A 15,145-nucleotide genomic window follows, 5' to 3' on the forward strand; every position below is an offset into this window, starting at 1 on the left:
GTCCAGGACGATAGTCGGGGCACCCGCACGTAAGCGTCGCGTGATCGGGGTACGCGATCTCACCCTCTCCCCCCTGAGGGGTGCCGCGATGCCATACGACCGTGCCGACGTCGCCATGCGCGAACTCATCGCCGTGTTCTCCTGCCTGGAGGCGGCGAACCTGATCGACCGGCTCGCTCGTGCCGCCGCGGCCGTGGCGGGCACCGGGAACGCCGGATTCGTCCGGGTGGACGTCCTGCGCCGGCACGCGTGCTCGATCCACGTGCACACGCCGCCAGGCGATCCGCTGAACGTGCGGCGGTGGCTGGCGGAGTCGGGGGTGATGAAGGAACTCGTGGCGTCGCAGGCGACGGTACGGCTGGCGCGCGACGTGTCGGTGGGCGAGCCGGGTTTCCTTTCCATGCCCGTGCCGATGGCGACGCGGGACTCCACGCACCTGTGGGTGGCGGGGCGCGGGTTCGGCGACGGTGACGAGCACCTGGTGAGCCGGTTCGCCGCGGTGGCGGGGCGGGCGCTGGAGGCCGCCGGGGGCCTGGAGGCCGCGGTGCGCATGTTGCGCGGAGTGCGGTCCTTCCGTCCCGTCTAGCGGGGGTGGGCCCCGCTTTCGCGCGGGTGGAATCCGGGGTTGCGGACGACCGGTAGCGGGCCCGAATGAGGCGGGAAAGCGTGCCCCGGCGGCTTCTCCGGCCCGTCACTCATGAAGATCCTTCGCCTATTTCGCGACTCTTATCCAGACTGACGATTTTTCGGGATATAGCTCTAGAAATTCTGCGCTCCGCGGCCGGGATCCCCGGCGTGGCCGCCGATCCCGTCGTGCGCGCCCCCGGAATCCAGCCGCGCGAGGCGAGCCACACGCGGTGTCGTTCCACGCGCCGGAGGCCACCCTCTGAAGGGCGTACGGCCCTTGTGCGAGAACGCGTGGACGCTCGCGCCCCCGGCGAGGGCGCGAGCGTCGGGCGGCGCGGTGTCAGCCCCTGTGGGCTTCGAAGCGGAGCGTGCGGGACACGCCCACCCGGACGGTCGTGCCCGGGGCGATGGTGACCGGCTCGTTGGGCGGGATGTCGTAGAAGTTGGGGTCGCCGGGCGGCTGGATCTGGGTGCCGTTGACCGAGCCCAGATCCACCAGGTTGACGTCCCAGCCGTCCAGCGCCACGCGCAGGTGGCGGCGCGAGACCGAGCCGTCGGGGCTGGTCACCTTGGCCGGCCTCGCGCTGCCGCCGGCCACCTCGGGCGCACGCTCCGGGTCACGGCCGAGGAGGTAGTCGGCCTCCAGCGGCAGTGCCGTGCCGTCGTCGAGGACGAGGACCCCGAGCGGGGGACGCGGCCCTTTGTAGGGCACGAGGGTGCGCTGGACCAGGGCGATGCCGCAGACGGCGCAGTAGGGGACGCGGGGATCGTTGAAGTGGTCGTTCTTGCAGTCGACCCCGTAGACCAGCGGCCGGTCGCCGTGGTCGGCCTGCTGATCCTGCTGCTGGGGCGGGCCGGGCTGGTCGTAGTGCTCCTGCGGGCCGGGCCCGGGCGGACCGGGCTGGTCATAGTGGTCGGGCGGCCCCATGTGCTGCTGGGCCTGCTGCTCTCCGTTGCCCGAGTGCGCGGGCTCGTCGAAGGAGGAGAACTGCTGCTGCGGCTCGGGCAGGGGCGGCGGCTGCTCCTGCGGCGGGCCGTAGGGCGACTGCTGCTCGTGGGGCGGGCCGTAGGGAGGCTGGTCCTGCGGCGGGCCGTAAGGGGGATGTTGCTCCGGGGGCGGGCCGTAGGGGGGCTGGTCCTGCGGCGGGCCGTAGGGCGACTGCTGGTCCGGGGGCGTCAGGTAGGACGGCTGCTCGACCGGCTGCGGACCCGAGTGGGGGCCCGGCTGCGGGCCGGAGGCGGCCGACGGCTGGTCGGCCAGCGGGTAGGGAGGGCGCTCGACGGGCTGCTGCGGGGGCGGCTGGATGAGGTCGGGCTCGACGTGGAGGCCGGTGGCGGGCATCTCGCTGGTGAGCGGCCTGGACACGGCGGGCGCCGAGGACTGCTCGGAGAAGTCGCCCACCAGACCGCCGCCGTGCACGACGCCTCCGTCGAAGCGGACCGCGGGGTGCGGGCTGCCGGCGCCGGGCAGGCTCAGCTCGACGCGCTCGACGGTGCCGGTGACGAGCCGGTCGGCCCACGTCAGGGAGTCGCTCCCGGCCAGCCGCGTCTCTCCTGATGGGGTGGCGATGGTGGCCGCCGCGGAGCCGCTGACCAGGACCGCCACGCCGTCGCCGACGGAGCCCGCCACCGCGCAGGTGGCCGGGTCGCCCGCCATGTTGGCCGCCAGCACCTGGGCGGCGCGCCGGGCCAGCGCCCGGCCGTCCCCGCCGGACGAGGCCGTCGCGCGCAGCGCCTCGAGCAGGTCGTCGGCCGCGGACTCGCCGGCGTCGCACACGAGCAGCAGCCCGCCCTCGTAGGCGACCAGCCCATTTCCAGGAAGCGGACGCACCACTCCGAAGCCTTGGCCGGTCATGCGTCCTCCCTCATGCCGACCGTGCTGCGCTCATTGGTGCCCTCGCTGCGCTCGGTCACTCAACTCTCCTCCCCGGAAGCCGGCGGTGTTACGACACCCGCACTGCCGTGCTGGTCACCAGCCATACGTACCCCGACGACGAGGCCACGTCGCGGCCACCTCGTCTCGATTCGGTGAACCGGTCGACCGCGGCAAACCCCTCAACTGTGCAAGTCTGGCCAACCAGCACACTATCGGCCAGTCGTCACATCGCAGAAATCGCCAGAGTCGGCTCCGGCCCACCCCGAAACTGCTGGACACGACCCTAGCCGGGGGCTGCCGCTTAAACGAGTGGGACAAATCAGACGCCGGAGAAGACCCGGTTCACGTCGGCCGTGGCCAGCACGCCGTAGATCTCGCCGCCGCGCTCCACGAGCAGATATTCGCTGCCCGGGGCCTCGCGCATGGCGTCGATGAGGGGCTCGCCCTCCAGGTCGGCGGCGAGCACCATGTCGGGCTCGAGCGACTTGGCGAGGGAGGCGACGTTCACCCAGGGGCGGCGGTGCTCGGGCGTGGCCTGGACGGCGGCCTCACTGACGATGGCGACGGGTTGGCCGTCGTGGTCGACCACGACGATGGCCCCGGCCCGGCGTTCGCCCGCCTGCCGCAGCGCCTCGGCCAGCGGCGTCTCGGCGACCACGGGAACGGCCCTGCGCGCCAGGGTGCGGGCGTTGACCTGCGGGATCCTGGCCCGGATCTTGGCCACGCGCAGAGACTGGCTGGCGCCGAGCCAGATGAACATGGCCAGCACGATCGGCCACAGCAGGTCGGTGAGATCGAGCTCGCGCCCGTCGGACAGCGCCGTCGCGACCGGCACGACGACGAGGAGCACGGCCAGCACCCGGCCGCCCCACGCGGCCACGATGGTGCCGGAGCCGGGGTTCTTGGTGAGCTTCCAGACGCCGGCACGCAACATCCTGCCGCCGTCGAGCGGCAGGCCGGGCAGCAGGTTGAACACGCCGACGATGAGGTTGGCCACCCACAGCTGCCAGACGAGCGCCTCGGGGATGCCGCCGTCGTTGATCACGTAGATGTCGGCGGCCAGTCCGAGCCCGCCCAGGCCCAGCGAGAGCGCGGGGCCCGCGGCGGCCACCAGGAACTCCTTGCCCGGCGTCGGCGGCTCCTTCTCGATCTCCGACACGCCGCCGAGGAAGTAGAGGGTGATCCGCCGGACCGGCAGGCCGTAGGCCTTGGCCAGCACGCTGTGCGCGAGCTCGTGCAGCAGCACCGAGACGTACAGCAGCACCGCGAACACGAACGCGACGGCGTACGCGGCCGTGCTGTTCAGGTCGGGCAGCATGATCTGCATTCTCGGCCCGACGAGCATGGTGATGAAGGCCGCCACGATGAACCATGTCCACGAGACGTAAACCGGAATGCCGAACGGCTTTCCCATCCGAAGGCCGGAGAACTCCTGTCGCGGGCTCTGCTCGCTCACCGCACTCCTTGACATCCTCGCCGCGGGGAACCCGTCGCCGCGCCCGGCCGGGGGCCGGGCGACGGTCCGTGTCGCGGATTTCCCGTTGGCACGTGCTGTTGCTGCCTTGATGCTACGCGCCGGATCACGTGATCCTCGTTCCGCGGGCGTTATTCTGTCGGGCTCTTGACCTAGAGTGCGGTGCATGACCTTGACCGAGCCGGCGATCATCGGAGCTCTCTCCCCGTCCCGGGCGGGCGATTTCATGACATGTCCGCTGCTCTACCGTTTCCGGGTGATCGACCAGCTGCCCGAGAAGCCGTCGCAGGCCGCGGTGCGGGGCACGGTGGTGCACGCCGTCCTCGAGCGCCTCTACGACCTGCCGGCGCCGCGGCGTTCGGTCAGCGCGGCGCTGGAGCTGCTGGAGCCGCAGTGGCGCCGGCTGCTCGACGACGACCCGCAATACGGCGAGATGTTCGCCGACGAGGCCGAGCAGGGCGAGTGGCTGGCGCAGGCGCGCGGCATGCTGGAGCGCTATTTCACGCTGGAGGACCCTACGCGGCTGGAGCCCGCCGAGCGGGAGCTCTACGTCGAGGCGGTGCTCGACGGCGGGCTGATGCTGCGGGGCTACGTCGACCGGCTCGACGTGGCGCCGACCGGCGAGGTCAGGGTGGTCGACTACAAGACGGGCAGCGCGCCGGGGCCCGATTTCGAGGCCAAGGCGTTATTTCAGATGAAGTTCTACGCCCTGGTGCTGTGGCGGCTGCGCGGGCAGGTGCCGCGGCTGCTGCAGCTGGTCTACCTGGGGGGCAAGGGCGAGGTGCTGCGCTACGCGCCCGACGAGGCCGACCTGCTGGCCACCGAGCGCAAGGTCATGGCGTTGTGGGCGGCGATCGAGCGGTCCCTGCAGTCGGGCGAGTGGCGAGCGCGCAGGAGCCGGTTGTGCGACTGGTGCGACCACCAGGCGCTGTGCCCGGAGTTCGGCGGCACCCCGCCGCCGGTTCCCGAGCGCAAGCCCGGCGACACGGTCCGCAGCAGCCGCCGCTCGGCCACCGACGAGCTCTGAGCGCGCGGGTCCACGACACCGCCGCTCGGCCGCCGGCGAGCTGTGGACGCGCGAGCCACCACGACACCGCGCTCGGTCGCCGGCGGGCTCTGAGCGCGCGTCCTGGGGCGCGGCGTGGCCGGGGCGTGCGCGCTAATCCTCCCGAGGGAGGAGGTTGCGTGCTCTGGCCTGGGCCTACAGTGAAGCGGTGCGGATAGACCGGACCAGGCTCCACGACACGGTGCTCGCCGGGGTGGTGGCCGCGGCCTCGGTGGCGCTGTTCGTTCTCTACGACCCCGGACGGCTGCCGTCCGGGGGCCTGGCGGTCGACGGCATGCGCGAGCCCGATCCGTTCGGTGTGCTGCTGGTGCTGCTGGCGTGCGCCCCCGTGACCGTGCGCAGGCGGTGGCCGCTGGCGGCGTTGTGCGGAGGGCTGGTGCCGGAGACGCTGCTGACCGCGTTCGGCTACAGCACCGGGGTGCCGGGCCTGTCCGGGCTGGTGCTGCTCTATTCCGTGGCCTCCAACCGGGGCCTGGCGATGGCGCTGGGCGGGCTGCTCATCTCGGCGCTGGGTTACACCCTGGGCGCCGCGGCGGGCCCGCCCATGGCCACGAGCCTGAGCGACCACGTGGTGGTGGCCATGGTGCTGGTCTCGGTGTGGGGCGCGGGCCGGAGCCTGCGGTTGCGCCGGGCCTACAGGGAGGAGCTGAGAGGCCGTGCGGCGCGGCTGGAGCGGGCGCGCGCGGCCGACACGCGGGCCGCACGGGCCGAAGAGCGGTCGAGGATCGCCCGCGAGCTCCACGACGTCGTCGCCCACCACGTCAGCGTGATGACCGTGCAGGCGGCCGCGGCGCGCAAGGTGCTGTCCTCCGATCCCGCCCTGGCCCGCGAGGCGCTGACGGCGATCGAGCACACCGGCCGGATGGCCATGTCCGAGATGCGCAACATCGTCGGCGTGCTGCGCACCGACGCCCGCGCCGAGCTGGGCCCGCAGCCGGGCATGGACGACCTGCCCGCGCTGGTCGAGCAGATGCGTGAGGCCGGGCTGCCCACGCGGCTGATCGTCGAGGGCGAGCCGCCGCCGCTGCCAGCGGGGGTCGACCTGGCCGCCTACCGGCTGGTCCAGGAAGGGCTGACGAACAGCATGCGGCACGCGGGCGCCGGGACGACGGCCGTGGTGACGGTCCGCCACGCGCCGCACGAGCTGGACGTACGCGTGGCCGACGACGGTCGGGGCGCCGCCGGGGCGCCGGCTCGGTCAGGTCATGGTTTGCTGGGCATTCGTGAAAGGGTTGCCCTCTATGGTGGAACCCTCAGCGTCGGTCCGCTACCCGGGGGCGGTTTCGAAGTGCGGGCGAGATTCCCGTTGAAGGACGGCCAATGACGATCAGAGTGCTGCTGGTGGACGACCAGCCACTGCTGCGTACGGGATTCCGCCTGATTCTCGAGGCCGAGCCCGACATCACGGTGGTGGGCCAGGCCGGCGACGGCAAGGGCGCCCAGGAGCAGACGCGGGCGCTGCTGCCCGACGTGGTGCTCATGGACATCCGGATGCCCGGGGTCGACGGCATCGAGGCCACCCGCAGGATCGTGCGGGAGGCGGCGCCGTCGGCGCACGTGCCGAAAGTGCTGGTGCTGACGACGTTCGACCTGGACGAGTACATCGTGGAGGCGCTGCGCTCGGGCGCCTCGGGGTTCCTGCTGAAGGACGTGCCGCCCGACGAGCTGGTGCAGGCGATCCGGGTGGTGGCGGCCGGCGACGCGATCGTGGCGCCCAGCGTGACGCGGCGGCTGCTCGACCGGTTCGCCACGCGGCTGCCGCCCGCTCACGAGCAGGCCACCCCCGCACGGCTCGACCGGCTGACCGAGCGGGAGCTGGAGGTGCTGCGGCTGATCGCCAAGGGCATGTCCAACGCGGAGATCGCCGCCAAGCTCGTGGTGAGCGAGACCACGGTGAAGACGCACGTCGGCAACGTGCTGACCAAGCTGGGCCTGCGCGACCGGGTGCAGGCCGTGGTGCTGGCGTACGAGACGGGGTTGATCACACCGGGCGCCATGCCCTGACACCCGCTCCCCCGCCCTGAGGCCGGTTCACGCGCCGCTCCGCGTCCGGCACGCCATCGAGGTCACGGCGCGCGCCGATTGTGCCCCGCAGGATTCGGCACGCGCACGAAGCCGGGCCGTACGCGCGCCGGTGTCACATCGCCACGACGGCCGGCGCAGTACTCCAGCCACCTCGCGCCGAGACCGGCGCCACGGAATCCGGCCACCCCGGCCCCGCCGGGCCACGTCGCCGGCATTCCCGGCTCACGCGTCCACGGCGGCGCCGCACTCGGCCGCGGCGCCTGGCAGGGGTCAGGCGTCCTCGGTCGCCGCGGGGGCCGTGGTGGAGACCTTGAGGGCGTTCTCCGGGAAGTGGCAGGCGACCTGGTGGCCGCCGGCCAGCTCCTCCAGCGGCGGCTCGACCTGCTTGCAGATGTCCTGTGCCTTCCAGCAGCGGGTGTGGAAGCGGCAGGCGGGCGGCGGGTTGAGCGGGCTCGGCACGTCGCCGGTCAGCCGGATGCGCTCGCGCCCGGCCCGCCCCCTCGGGTCGGGCACCGGCACCGCCGACAGCAGGGCGTTGGTGTACGGGTGCATGGGCGAGCTGTACAGGCGCTTGCGGTCGGCGATCTCGACGATCTTGCCCAGGTACATGACGGCGACCCGGTCGCTGATGTGGCGCACCACCGACAGGTCGTGGGCGATCACGACGTAGGTCAGGTCGAGCTCGTTCTGCAGGTCTTCGAGCAGGTTGACGACCTGGGCCTGGATGGACACGTCGAGCGCGGAAACAGGCTCGTCGGCGATGATCAGCTTGGGCCTGAGCGCGAGCGTACGGGCGATGCCGATGCGCTGCCGCTGCCCGCCGGAGAACTCGTGGGGGTAGCGGTTGTAGTGCTCGGGGTTGAGCCCGACGAGCTCCAGGATGTCCTGGACGGCCTTCTTGACGCCGTTCTCGGTCCGCACGCCCTGGATGCGGAAGGGGGCGCCGACGATGGCACCGACGGTGTGCCGGGGGTTGAGCGACGAGTAAGGGTCCTGGAAGATCATCTGCATGTCACGGCGGAGCGGCCTGAGCCGGCCCTGCGACATGTGCGAGATGTCCTCCCCCTCAAAGATGATCTTACCGGCCGTGGGTTCGAGCAGCCGGGTGATCAGCCTCCCGGTCGTGGACTTGCCGCAGCCCGACTCGCCCACCAGACCGAGCGTCTCGCCCTTGACCACGTCGAAGCTGATCCCGTCGACCGCCTTGACGGCGCCGACCTGCTTTTTGAGCAGGCCCTTCGTCACGGGAAAGTGCTTTTCGACGTTCCGGACGGAAAGCAGCAGCTCGTTGTCGCTCACCTCGGTCATCGCGCACCTCCCGCGTGACGACCGCGTCCCCTGGCGCGGTGAACGAATAGAGGGCTCCAGGGCATGACGTTCTCCTGATCGTGTCGGCGCGGCGGCCCGGAGTCACCGGCGTCGGTGGTGACGCCGGCGAGCGCGACCGCCTCGGGGTGTGTGGCGGCGCGGGAAGCCTTCCAGGCGCGGGCCGGGGTGGCGACCCGCGCGCCACCCGGCTTCGTCGGGGATGCCCCGGCCTCGCGGGCAGGAGCGGAGGTCACGAGGTCTCCAGCGCGGGCTTGATCTCGTCCTCCCACAGCGTGCGCCGCTCGTCCCGGCTCATGTGGCAGCGCACCAGGTGGCCGCCCTCGGTCTCGGCGAGCGCCGGCGCCTCGGTCTCGGCCTTGCCCCCGGTGCGCTCGGCGAACGGGCAGCGGGGGTGGAAGGCGCAGCCGTCCGGCACGTTGATCAGCGACGGCGGGGAGCCCTTGATCGGCAGCAGCCGTTCGGTGGGTTCACGGTCGAGGCGGGGCATGGAGCCCAGCAGCCCCCAGGTGTAGGGGTGTTCGGGACGGTAGAAGATGTCGTCGGTGGCGCCGTATTCGACGCATCTGCCCGCGTACATGACGAGGATGTCGTTGGACAGCTCCGCCACCACGCCGAGGTCGTGCGTGATGATGATGAGCGCGGAGTTGAACTCGCGCTGCAGGTCGCGCATCAGGTCGAGGATCTGCGCCTGCACGGTCACGTCGAGCGCGGTGGTCGGCTCGTCGGCGATGAGCAACTCGGGGTCGCACGAGAGCGCCATGGCGATCATGGCGCGCTGGCGCATGCCGCCGGAGAACTCGTGCGGGTAGCTGTCGACGCGCCTTCCCGGCTCCGGGATGCCGACCCGGCCGAGCATGTCGACGGCGTGCTTGCGGGCCACCTGCTTGGAGACGTCGTTGTGGATGCGGTAGGCCTCGATGATCTGGTGGCCGACCGTGTAGTAAGGGTGCATGGACGACAGCGGATCCTGGAAGATCATCGCCATCTTCTTGCCGCGCAGCCCGCGTACGTGCTCGGCCGAGGCGCCGTTGAGCTCCTCGCCGTCGAGCCAGATCTCGCCGGAGATCCGCGCCCGCCCGCCCTTGTGCAGGCCGAGGACGCCGAGGCTGGTCACGCTCTTGCCCGAGCCCGACTCCCCCACGATGCCCAGGGTCTTGCCGCGATCGACGCTGAACGACAACCCGTCGACGGACTTGACCAGGCCGTCGTCGGTCGGGAAATGGATCTTCAGGTCCTTGACGTCAAGGAAGCTCACGACAACCTCACCCTCGGGTCGACCACGGCGTAGAGCAGGTCGACGACCAGGCTGGCCACGACCACGAACATCGCGGCGACCAGCACCACGCCCATGACCTGCGGCATGTCCTGATTTCTGATCGCCAGGATGGCGAACTGGCCGAGCCCGGGCAGAGTGTAGGTGGTCTCGGTGAGGATGGCGCCGCCGATGAGCAGACCGAAGTCGATGCCGAAGAGGGTCAGGATGGGCGTCAGCGCGGCCCGCAGGCCGTGTTTGACCACGACCTCCCGCTCGTGCAGGCCCTTGGCCCTGGCGGTGCGGATGTAGTCCTCGCCCATCGTCTCCAGCATGCCGGCGCGGGTGAGCCGGGCGTAGGTCGCGGCGAACAGGAACGCCAGCGTGATCCACGGCAGCAGCAGGTTGTAGGCCCATTGGGCTGGATTGACGGAGATGTCAGTCCAGGCGCCGCCGGGCGGGGTCCAGCCCAGGCCGTAGCTGAAGACGACCAGGGAGAGCATGCCGGTGAAGAAGATCGGCAGCGAGACTCCGGCCAGCGCGGTGCCCATGGAAAGGCGGTCGAAGAAGCTGCCCCGGCGCAGCGCGGAGATCACGCCCACGCAGACTCCGCCCACCACCCAGAGGACGGCGGCGCCGATGGCCAGCGAGAACGTCACCGGCATGCGGTCCAGCAGGTCGGGCCAGACGGGCTGCCCGCTGATGAAGGAGTAGCCGAAGCAGGGCGCGGGGCACTGCTCGACGCCGGCGCCGTAGTCGTACTCGGCTCCGGCGACCAGGCCCTTGACGAACCTGCCGTACTGCACGACCACCGGGTCGTTGAAGCCCAGCCGCTCGGCCACCAGGTGCACCGTCTCCGGCGTCGCGGCGCGCCCGACGTAGCGCGACGCCATGGCCTCCGGCGAGGCGCCGGCCCACTGGGGGACGACGTAGAAGATGCCGAAGGTGACCATGCTGATGACGATGAGCATGGCGAACGCGCCGATGACCCGTTTGATGATGTATGTGAACACCGCTACGGCCGAGTGGCCTGCCCGTCGCCGAGCAGGCCACTTCTGCCTTCACCTGCCTTCGCTAGATCCCCGTACCTCGCACGGTCACTCGACGCCGAGCAAGATGTAGTCGAACATGCTCTGGCCCTCGTTGTAGGCGACGTTCGTCACGCCCTTGCCGCGCATGAGCAGCGACTTGGCCCAGACCACCGGAAGGATGGAGGCGTCTTCCATGACCTTCTTGTCGACCTCGACCCAGAGCTTGGCGCGGGCCGCGTCGTCGAGCTCGGCGGAGGCCTGGTCGACCAGCTTGTCGACCTCGTCGCTCTTGACGCTGAGGTTGTAGTTGCCGGCGTCGCGGATCGTACGGCTGTCGACGATGGCCTGCAGGAAGCCGTAGCCGTCAGGCCAGTCGGAGCCCCAGCCGTGGGCGGCCAGGCCGATGCCGTTCTTCTTCACGTAGTTGACGTTGCCGGCGTAGTCGGAGAAGTAGCTGGAGCCGGGGAAGCCCTTGAGCGTCAGCTTGATGCCGACCTTGGCCAGCGCCTGCTCCATGGCCTCGGCCAGCGCCTTCTCGCGAGGACGGTCGGAGCGGTAGGTCATGGTGGTGGAGAAGCCGTTCGGCTGGCCACAGGCGGCGAGGGCCTGCTTGGCCTTGTTGACGTCGCCCTTGTTGCCCGGCGTCGCGTACATGTCGAACTTCTCCTGGCCGACGATGGGCGGCGGCAGGACGTTCGTGGCGATCTCGCCGCCGGCCAGCTCGCCTCCGTAGGCGGTCTGGTTGGCGACGCGGTCGGCGGCCCACATGACCGCCTTGCGGCACTCGATGTTGTCCAGCGGCGGCGTGTCGGGGATGACCGAGACGTACCACAGCCTGGGGATGGTGGGGTTGTCCGTACGCGCCTTCAGCGCGGGGTCGGGCAGCACCTTGCCCAGCGCGGCCGGCTGCATGCCGGTGCCGGGGATGTCAAGGTGGACGTCACCGGCGATGAGCTGGTTGTCCAGGTCGTCGGCGTTGACGTTGAGCTGGACCTCGATCCGGTCGGGCAGCGCGGGACGGATGGGGTCGGTCGCCGGGTCCCACTGGTCGTTGCGCACCAGTGTGAAGCCCTTGCCGATCTCGTTGGTCTCGAACTTGTACGGGCCCGAGGAGACGACCTTCTCCTTGTATTTCGCGCCGGTGTCCTTGTCCTTGGGAACCGGGGCGGTCATCGGCATCTGCACGACGTAGTCCATGGACGCGAACGGCTCCTTCAGGTGGAAGACCACCGTCGAGTCGTCGGTCGCCTCGACAGCCGAGGAGTAGTCGGCGTCGGGGTCGTCGTAGACGCCCTTGAAGTCCTTCGGCCAGTCGAGCAGCTCGTTGAGGTAGGAGGGGCCGTGCGGGAAGGTCTTCTTGTCCCAGGAGCGCGCCACGGCGTAGGCCACGTCCTTTGCGGTGATCTCCGTGCCGTCCTCGAACTTCAGCCCGCTCTTGAGCTTGTACGTCCAGGTCTTGCCGCCGTCGCTCGCCTCGCCCAGCCCTTCGGCGAGGTCGGGGACGACGGTGTTGCCCTCGGGGCCGGGACCCGGCTTGTACGTCGTCAGCGTCCGCCAGTAGAGGCGGCCGAAGTTGAACGAGTAGCCGTAGTAGGTGTCACCCGGGTCGAGGCTGTCCCAGTCGGCGGAGTGGGCGGCCTTGAGGGTGCCGCCCTTCTTCGTCGAGGGGTTGAACACCTCGTTGAGGCCGGCGTTGAACGCGGGTTGCGCGGCGCCGCCGGAGGACGAATCGGCGGGCTGTTGTGTGCCGCCGCCTCCGCCGCATGCGGAGAGCACCAGGGCGAGCGCCGCTGTCGCGGCCCCTGCCAGTGCGGTTTTCCTTCTCATTGACGTAACCCCTTGATGAGTGAGATGGGGATGGAGCGTTGGCGAAGATCAGTGCGCCCGCGGGTCGAAGGCGTCCCGCAACCCGTCGCCGAACAGGTTGAACGCAAGGACGGTAACGAAGATCGCCAGCCCCGGGAAGAGCACGAAGTGCGGCAGCGTGTAGAACCGGACCGCCTCCGAGAGCATGCCTCCCCAGGTGGGAGTGGGCGGGTTGACGCCGACACCAAGGAAGGAGAGCGCCGCCTCGAACAGGATGTTGGTCGGGATGAGCAGGGTCGCGTAGACCAGGATCGGCGCCATCAGGTTGGGCAGGATCTCGCGGAACAGGATGTAGCCGTTACGCGCCCCCAGGCTTCGCGAAGCGTCGACGAACTCCCGCTCGCGCAGCGAGAGCGTCTGCCCGCGGACGATGCGGCCGATGCTGGGCCAGCTGAAGAAGCCGATGATGAAGATCATCATGGCGATCCGCAGGCCGTTGCCCTCGAGGCCGAACCCCCTGTCGGGCACAACGCCCGCCAGCGCGATCGCGAAGACCAGCAGCGGGAAGGCCAGGAAGACGTCCATCAGCCGGCCGATCACCAGGTCGATCCAGCCGCCGAAGTAGCCGGCGATGACGCCCAGCGTGGTGCCGATGAGCACCGACAACATCGTGGCGAGGAAACCGATCAGCAACGAGATCCACGCGCCGGCGACGATGCGGCTGAAGATGTCGCGGCCGTTGATCGGCTCGACGCCGAGCAGGTATTCGCCGCTCATGCCGCCGAACGCGCCCTTGGGCAGGAGCGTGCTCTGGTCGATCTGGTCCTGGTGGAACTCCAGGGGCGGGTGGCCGAACACGGCGATGATGGGCGAGGCGAAGACCGCGACGAGAATGAGCAGCACGACGACGATGCCGCCGGTAAGCGCGATCTTGTCGCGCCTGAGCCGCATCCAGGCGATCCGGGTGAGGGATCTGCCCTGGATGGCCTTGCCCGCTCCCGCGAGCACCGACTCCGGCTGCGCTTCTGCGGCGGAACCGGAAACGTCTAGCGGTGCGGTCATGCCGGATTGCCCCCTGATAGCAGACGACGCGTCTATGGAGTGTTGACTTCAGACCGCGAGTCGCGCGACCTCAGGAGGCAGAATCTATGGCCTGAGCTGCACTGACCAGTCCCTCAGGCCGCTATGTGGCTAATCTGTGATTGATGCGAAACTCATTCGTATTGATCTTTACGACAATGTCTAGCCTGCGTCCCGGTTGAGTCTCGGAACTGTGACAGAGCGACCGGATCAGCTGATGCCCCGGCGCTTCAGCAGCTCTTCGATGTCGGAGAAGTCGTCGTCGCCCTTGCCCGCCTTGGGAGCGGCCGCTGCGGGCTGCGGTTTGCTCGAAACGGCCGGCTTGTTCGCTGCGGGCTGAACAGGTTGTTCCTGCTGAGCGTCCGCGGACGGCTTCTTCCGCCGCCTCACGATCCTCAGCTTCCTGCCCCGCATCACTCCGGACACGACGAAGAGCACCGCCGACAGCCCCGCGACGGCCACTCCCGCCCACACGAGCGGGTTGAACACCAGACCGGTCACGAAGCCCACGATGGTGACGCCGATGGTCCACAGCGACCGTAGCGCGTCGGTCAGATAGGCCGCCACCGGCAGCAGCGCCCACGCCGCCACCCGCAGCCCGGAGGCGGCCCCCCTGCGCCGGAATGCCAGGAAACTCAACACCAGCCCGGCGATGGTCGCCCCGGCGCACAGCGGCAGCCAAGCGATCTGGTCAAACGACATCCTGCCCGCTCCCTCGTTGTGGCTCTGCCTCCATCCTGGCACGCGAACGCGGGACGGCATCCTCCGCGAGAACCACATTTCCCCTAGGGGACGGGCCCTGGCCCCTCAGGCGCCGGGCAGGAGAGCTCTCAGCCGGTCGACCGTGACCTCCTCCAGGGAGGAGACCACCAGGCGGCCGGCCGCCGCCTCGACCGGCAGCAGGCTGGGCACCGCCACCACCGCGCAGCCGGCGGCGGTGGCCGCCGCCACGCCGTTCGGCGAGTCCTCCAGGACGACGCAGCGGACCGGCCGCATGCCGAGCGTCCGCGCGGCCGTCAGGTAGGGCTCGGGGTGGGGTTTGGTCCGCTCGACGTCGTCGGCGGTCACCACGATGTCGAACCGGTCGCGGCCGACGCCCTTGAGCACCGCGTCGGCGATCTCCCCCAACGAGGAGGTGACCAGCCCGACCGGGACGCCCTCGTCGCGCAGCGCGTCGAGGAGCTCGGACGCGCCCGGCATCACGCGCACCCCTCCGGAAAGGCGCTCGACCATGCCGGAGACCATCCACTGCTCCACCGTCACGGCGCTCTCGCCGGAGCCGGACACGGACAACATGTAGCCGACCGCGCGCTCCATGGACCCGCCCAGGAGGTGCGCCTGGTGGTCGGGCGTCCATGTGCCGCCGAGCCTGCCCATCACCTCGGACTCGATCTCGAGCCAGATCTTCTCGGTGTCGACCAGCAGGCCGTCCATGTCGAAGAAGACCGCCTGCATGTCCATCGCCTCACTCCGTCCGGCCCGCTCGGTCGCCATGTGCCGTCGTCCTCCCCCGCTCCTGTCTCCGGGCACGCCTCGCGGGCGCCCGGGCCCCTCGGTGGGTCCGCTCCCACCGAGGGGT

The 15,145-nt window shown here is 70.4% G+C and carries 13 protein-coding genes; 4 read left to right on the forward strand and 9 right to left on the reverse strand.

Features of this window, described 5'->3' with window-relative positions; genetic code table 11:
• The first annotated feature begins 88 nt into the window (after positions 1 to 88).
• A complete protein-coding gene (locus ABGA98_RS32025) occupies positions 89 to 586 on the forward strand; it encodes a hypothetical protein (RefSeq protein WP_347622138.1) in 498 nt (165 codons plus the stop codon).
• A gap of 381 nt (positions 587 to 967) precedes the next feature.
• Here the strand turns inward: ABGA98_RS32025 and ABGA98_RS32030 are convergent, their stop codons facing one another.
• Positions 968 to 2,482 carry an FHA domain-containing protein gene (locus tag ABGA98_RS32030; protein WP_347622139.1) on the reverse strand — a complete coding sequence of 505 codons (1,515 nt, stop codon included), beginning with the start codon at positions 2,480 to 2,482 and terminating at the stop codon, positions 968 to 970.
• 340 nt (positions 2,483 to 2,822) lie between these two features.
• Positions 2,823 to 3,959, reverse strand: coding sequence for a site-2 protease family protein (locus ABGA98_RS32035; RefSeq protein ID WP_347622140.1), 1,137 nt, complete (start codon positions 3,957 to 3,959; stop codon positions 2,823 to 2,825).
• A 184-nt stretch (positions 3,960 to 4,143) separates the two neighbouring features.
• Between ABGA98_RS32035 and ABGA98_RS32040 the strand changes: the two genes are divergently transcribed.
• From ABGA98_RS32040 to ABGA98_RS32050, 3 genes are all read left to right on the forward strand, one after another.
• Positions 4,144 to 5,004, forward strand: coding sequence for a RecB family exonuclease (locus tag ABGA98_RS32040; RefSeq protein ID WP_347622141.1), 861 nt, complete (start codon positions 4,144 to 4,146; stop codon positions 5,002 to 5,004).
• 187 nt (positions 5,005 to 5,191) lie between these two features.
• A complete protein-coding gene (locus tag ABGA98_RS32045; RefSeq protein WP_347622142.1) occupies positions 5,192 to 6,367 on the forward strand; it encodes a sensor histidine kinase in 1,176 nt (391 codons plus the stop codon).
• Entirely contained in the window at positions 6,364 to 7,047 is a 684-nt protein-coding gene (locus ABGA98_RS32050) for a response regulator transcription factor (protein ID WP_132340456.1), read from the forward strand. The genes ABGA98_RS32045 and ABGA98_RS32050 overlap by 4 nt, the downstream gene beginning before the upstream one ends.
• A 291-nt stretch (positions 7,048 to 7,338) precedes the next feature.
• Here ABGA98_RS32050 and ABGA98_RS32055 read toward each other — a convergent pair whose 3' ends face one another.
• From ABGA98_RS32055 to ABGA98_RS32085, 7 genes are all read right to left on the reverse strand, one after another.
• The gene (locus ABGA98_RS32055; RefSeq protein WP_347622143.1) at positions 7,339 to 8,376 is read right to left on the reverse strand and encodes a dipeptide ABC transporter ATP-binding protein; all 1,038 of its coding nucleotides are present in this window, start codon (positions 8,374 to 8,376) and stop codon (positions 7,339 to 7,341) included.
• A 250-nt stretch (positions 8,377 to 8,626) separates the two neighbouring features.
• Entirely contained in the window at positions 8,627 to 9,652 is a 1,026-nt protein-coding gene (locus ABGA98_RS32060; protein WP_347622144.1) for an ABC transporter ATP-binding protein, read from the reverse strand.
• The gene (locus ABGA98_RS32065; protein ID WP_132604661.1) at positions 9,649 to 10,662 is read right to left on the reverse strand and encodes an ABC transporter permease; all 1,014 of its coding nucleotides are present in this window, start codon (positions 10,660 to 10,662) and stop codon (positions 9,649 to 9,651) included. Before ABGA98_RS32065 ends, ABGA98_RS32060 begins: the two co-directional genes overlap by 4 nt.
• An 84-nt stretch (positions 10,663 to 10,746) precedes the next feature.
• Positions 10,747 to 12,507 carry an ABC transporter substrate-binding protein gene (locus tag ABGA98_RS32070; RefSeq protein ID WP_347622145.1) on the reverse strand — a complete coding sequence of 587 codons (1,761 nt, stop codon included), beginning with the start codon at positions 12,505 to 12,507 and terminating at the stop codon, positions 10,747 to 10,749.
• 48 nt (positions 12,508 to 12,555) lie between these two features.
• A complete protein-coding gene (locus tag ABGA98_RS32075) occupies positions 12,556 to 13,548 on the reverse strand; it encodes an ABC transporter permease (protein ID WP_347622146.1) in 993 nt (330 codons plus the stop codon).
• A gap of 228 nt (positions 13,549 to 13,776) precedes the next feature.
• Positions 13,777 to 14,268, reverse strand: coding sequence for a cellulose synthase (locus tag ABGA98_RS32080; protein WP_347622147.1), 492 nt, complete (start codon positions 14,266 to 14,268; stop codon positions 13,777 to 13,779).
• A gap of 105 nt (positions 14,269 to 14,373) precedes the next feature.
• Entirely contained in the window at positions 14,374 to 15,060 is a 687-nt protein-coding gene (locus tag ABGA98_RS32085) for an HAD family phosphatase (protein ID WP_347622148.1), read from the reverse strand.
• Positions 15,061 to 15,145 lie beyond the last annotated feature (85 nt).

Source organism: Nonomuraea sp. B1E8 (assembly GCF_039871515.1).
Taxonomy (GTDB): Bacteria; Actinomycetota; Actinomycetes; order Streptosporangiales; family Streptosporangiaceae; genus Nonomuraea.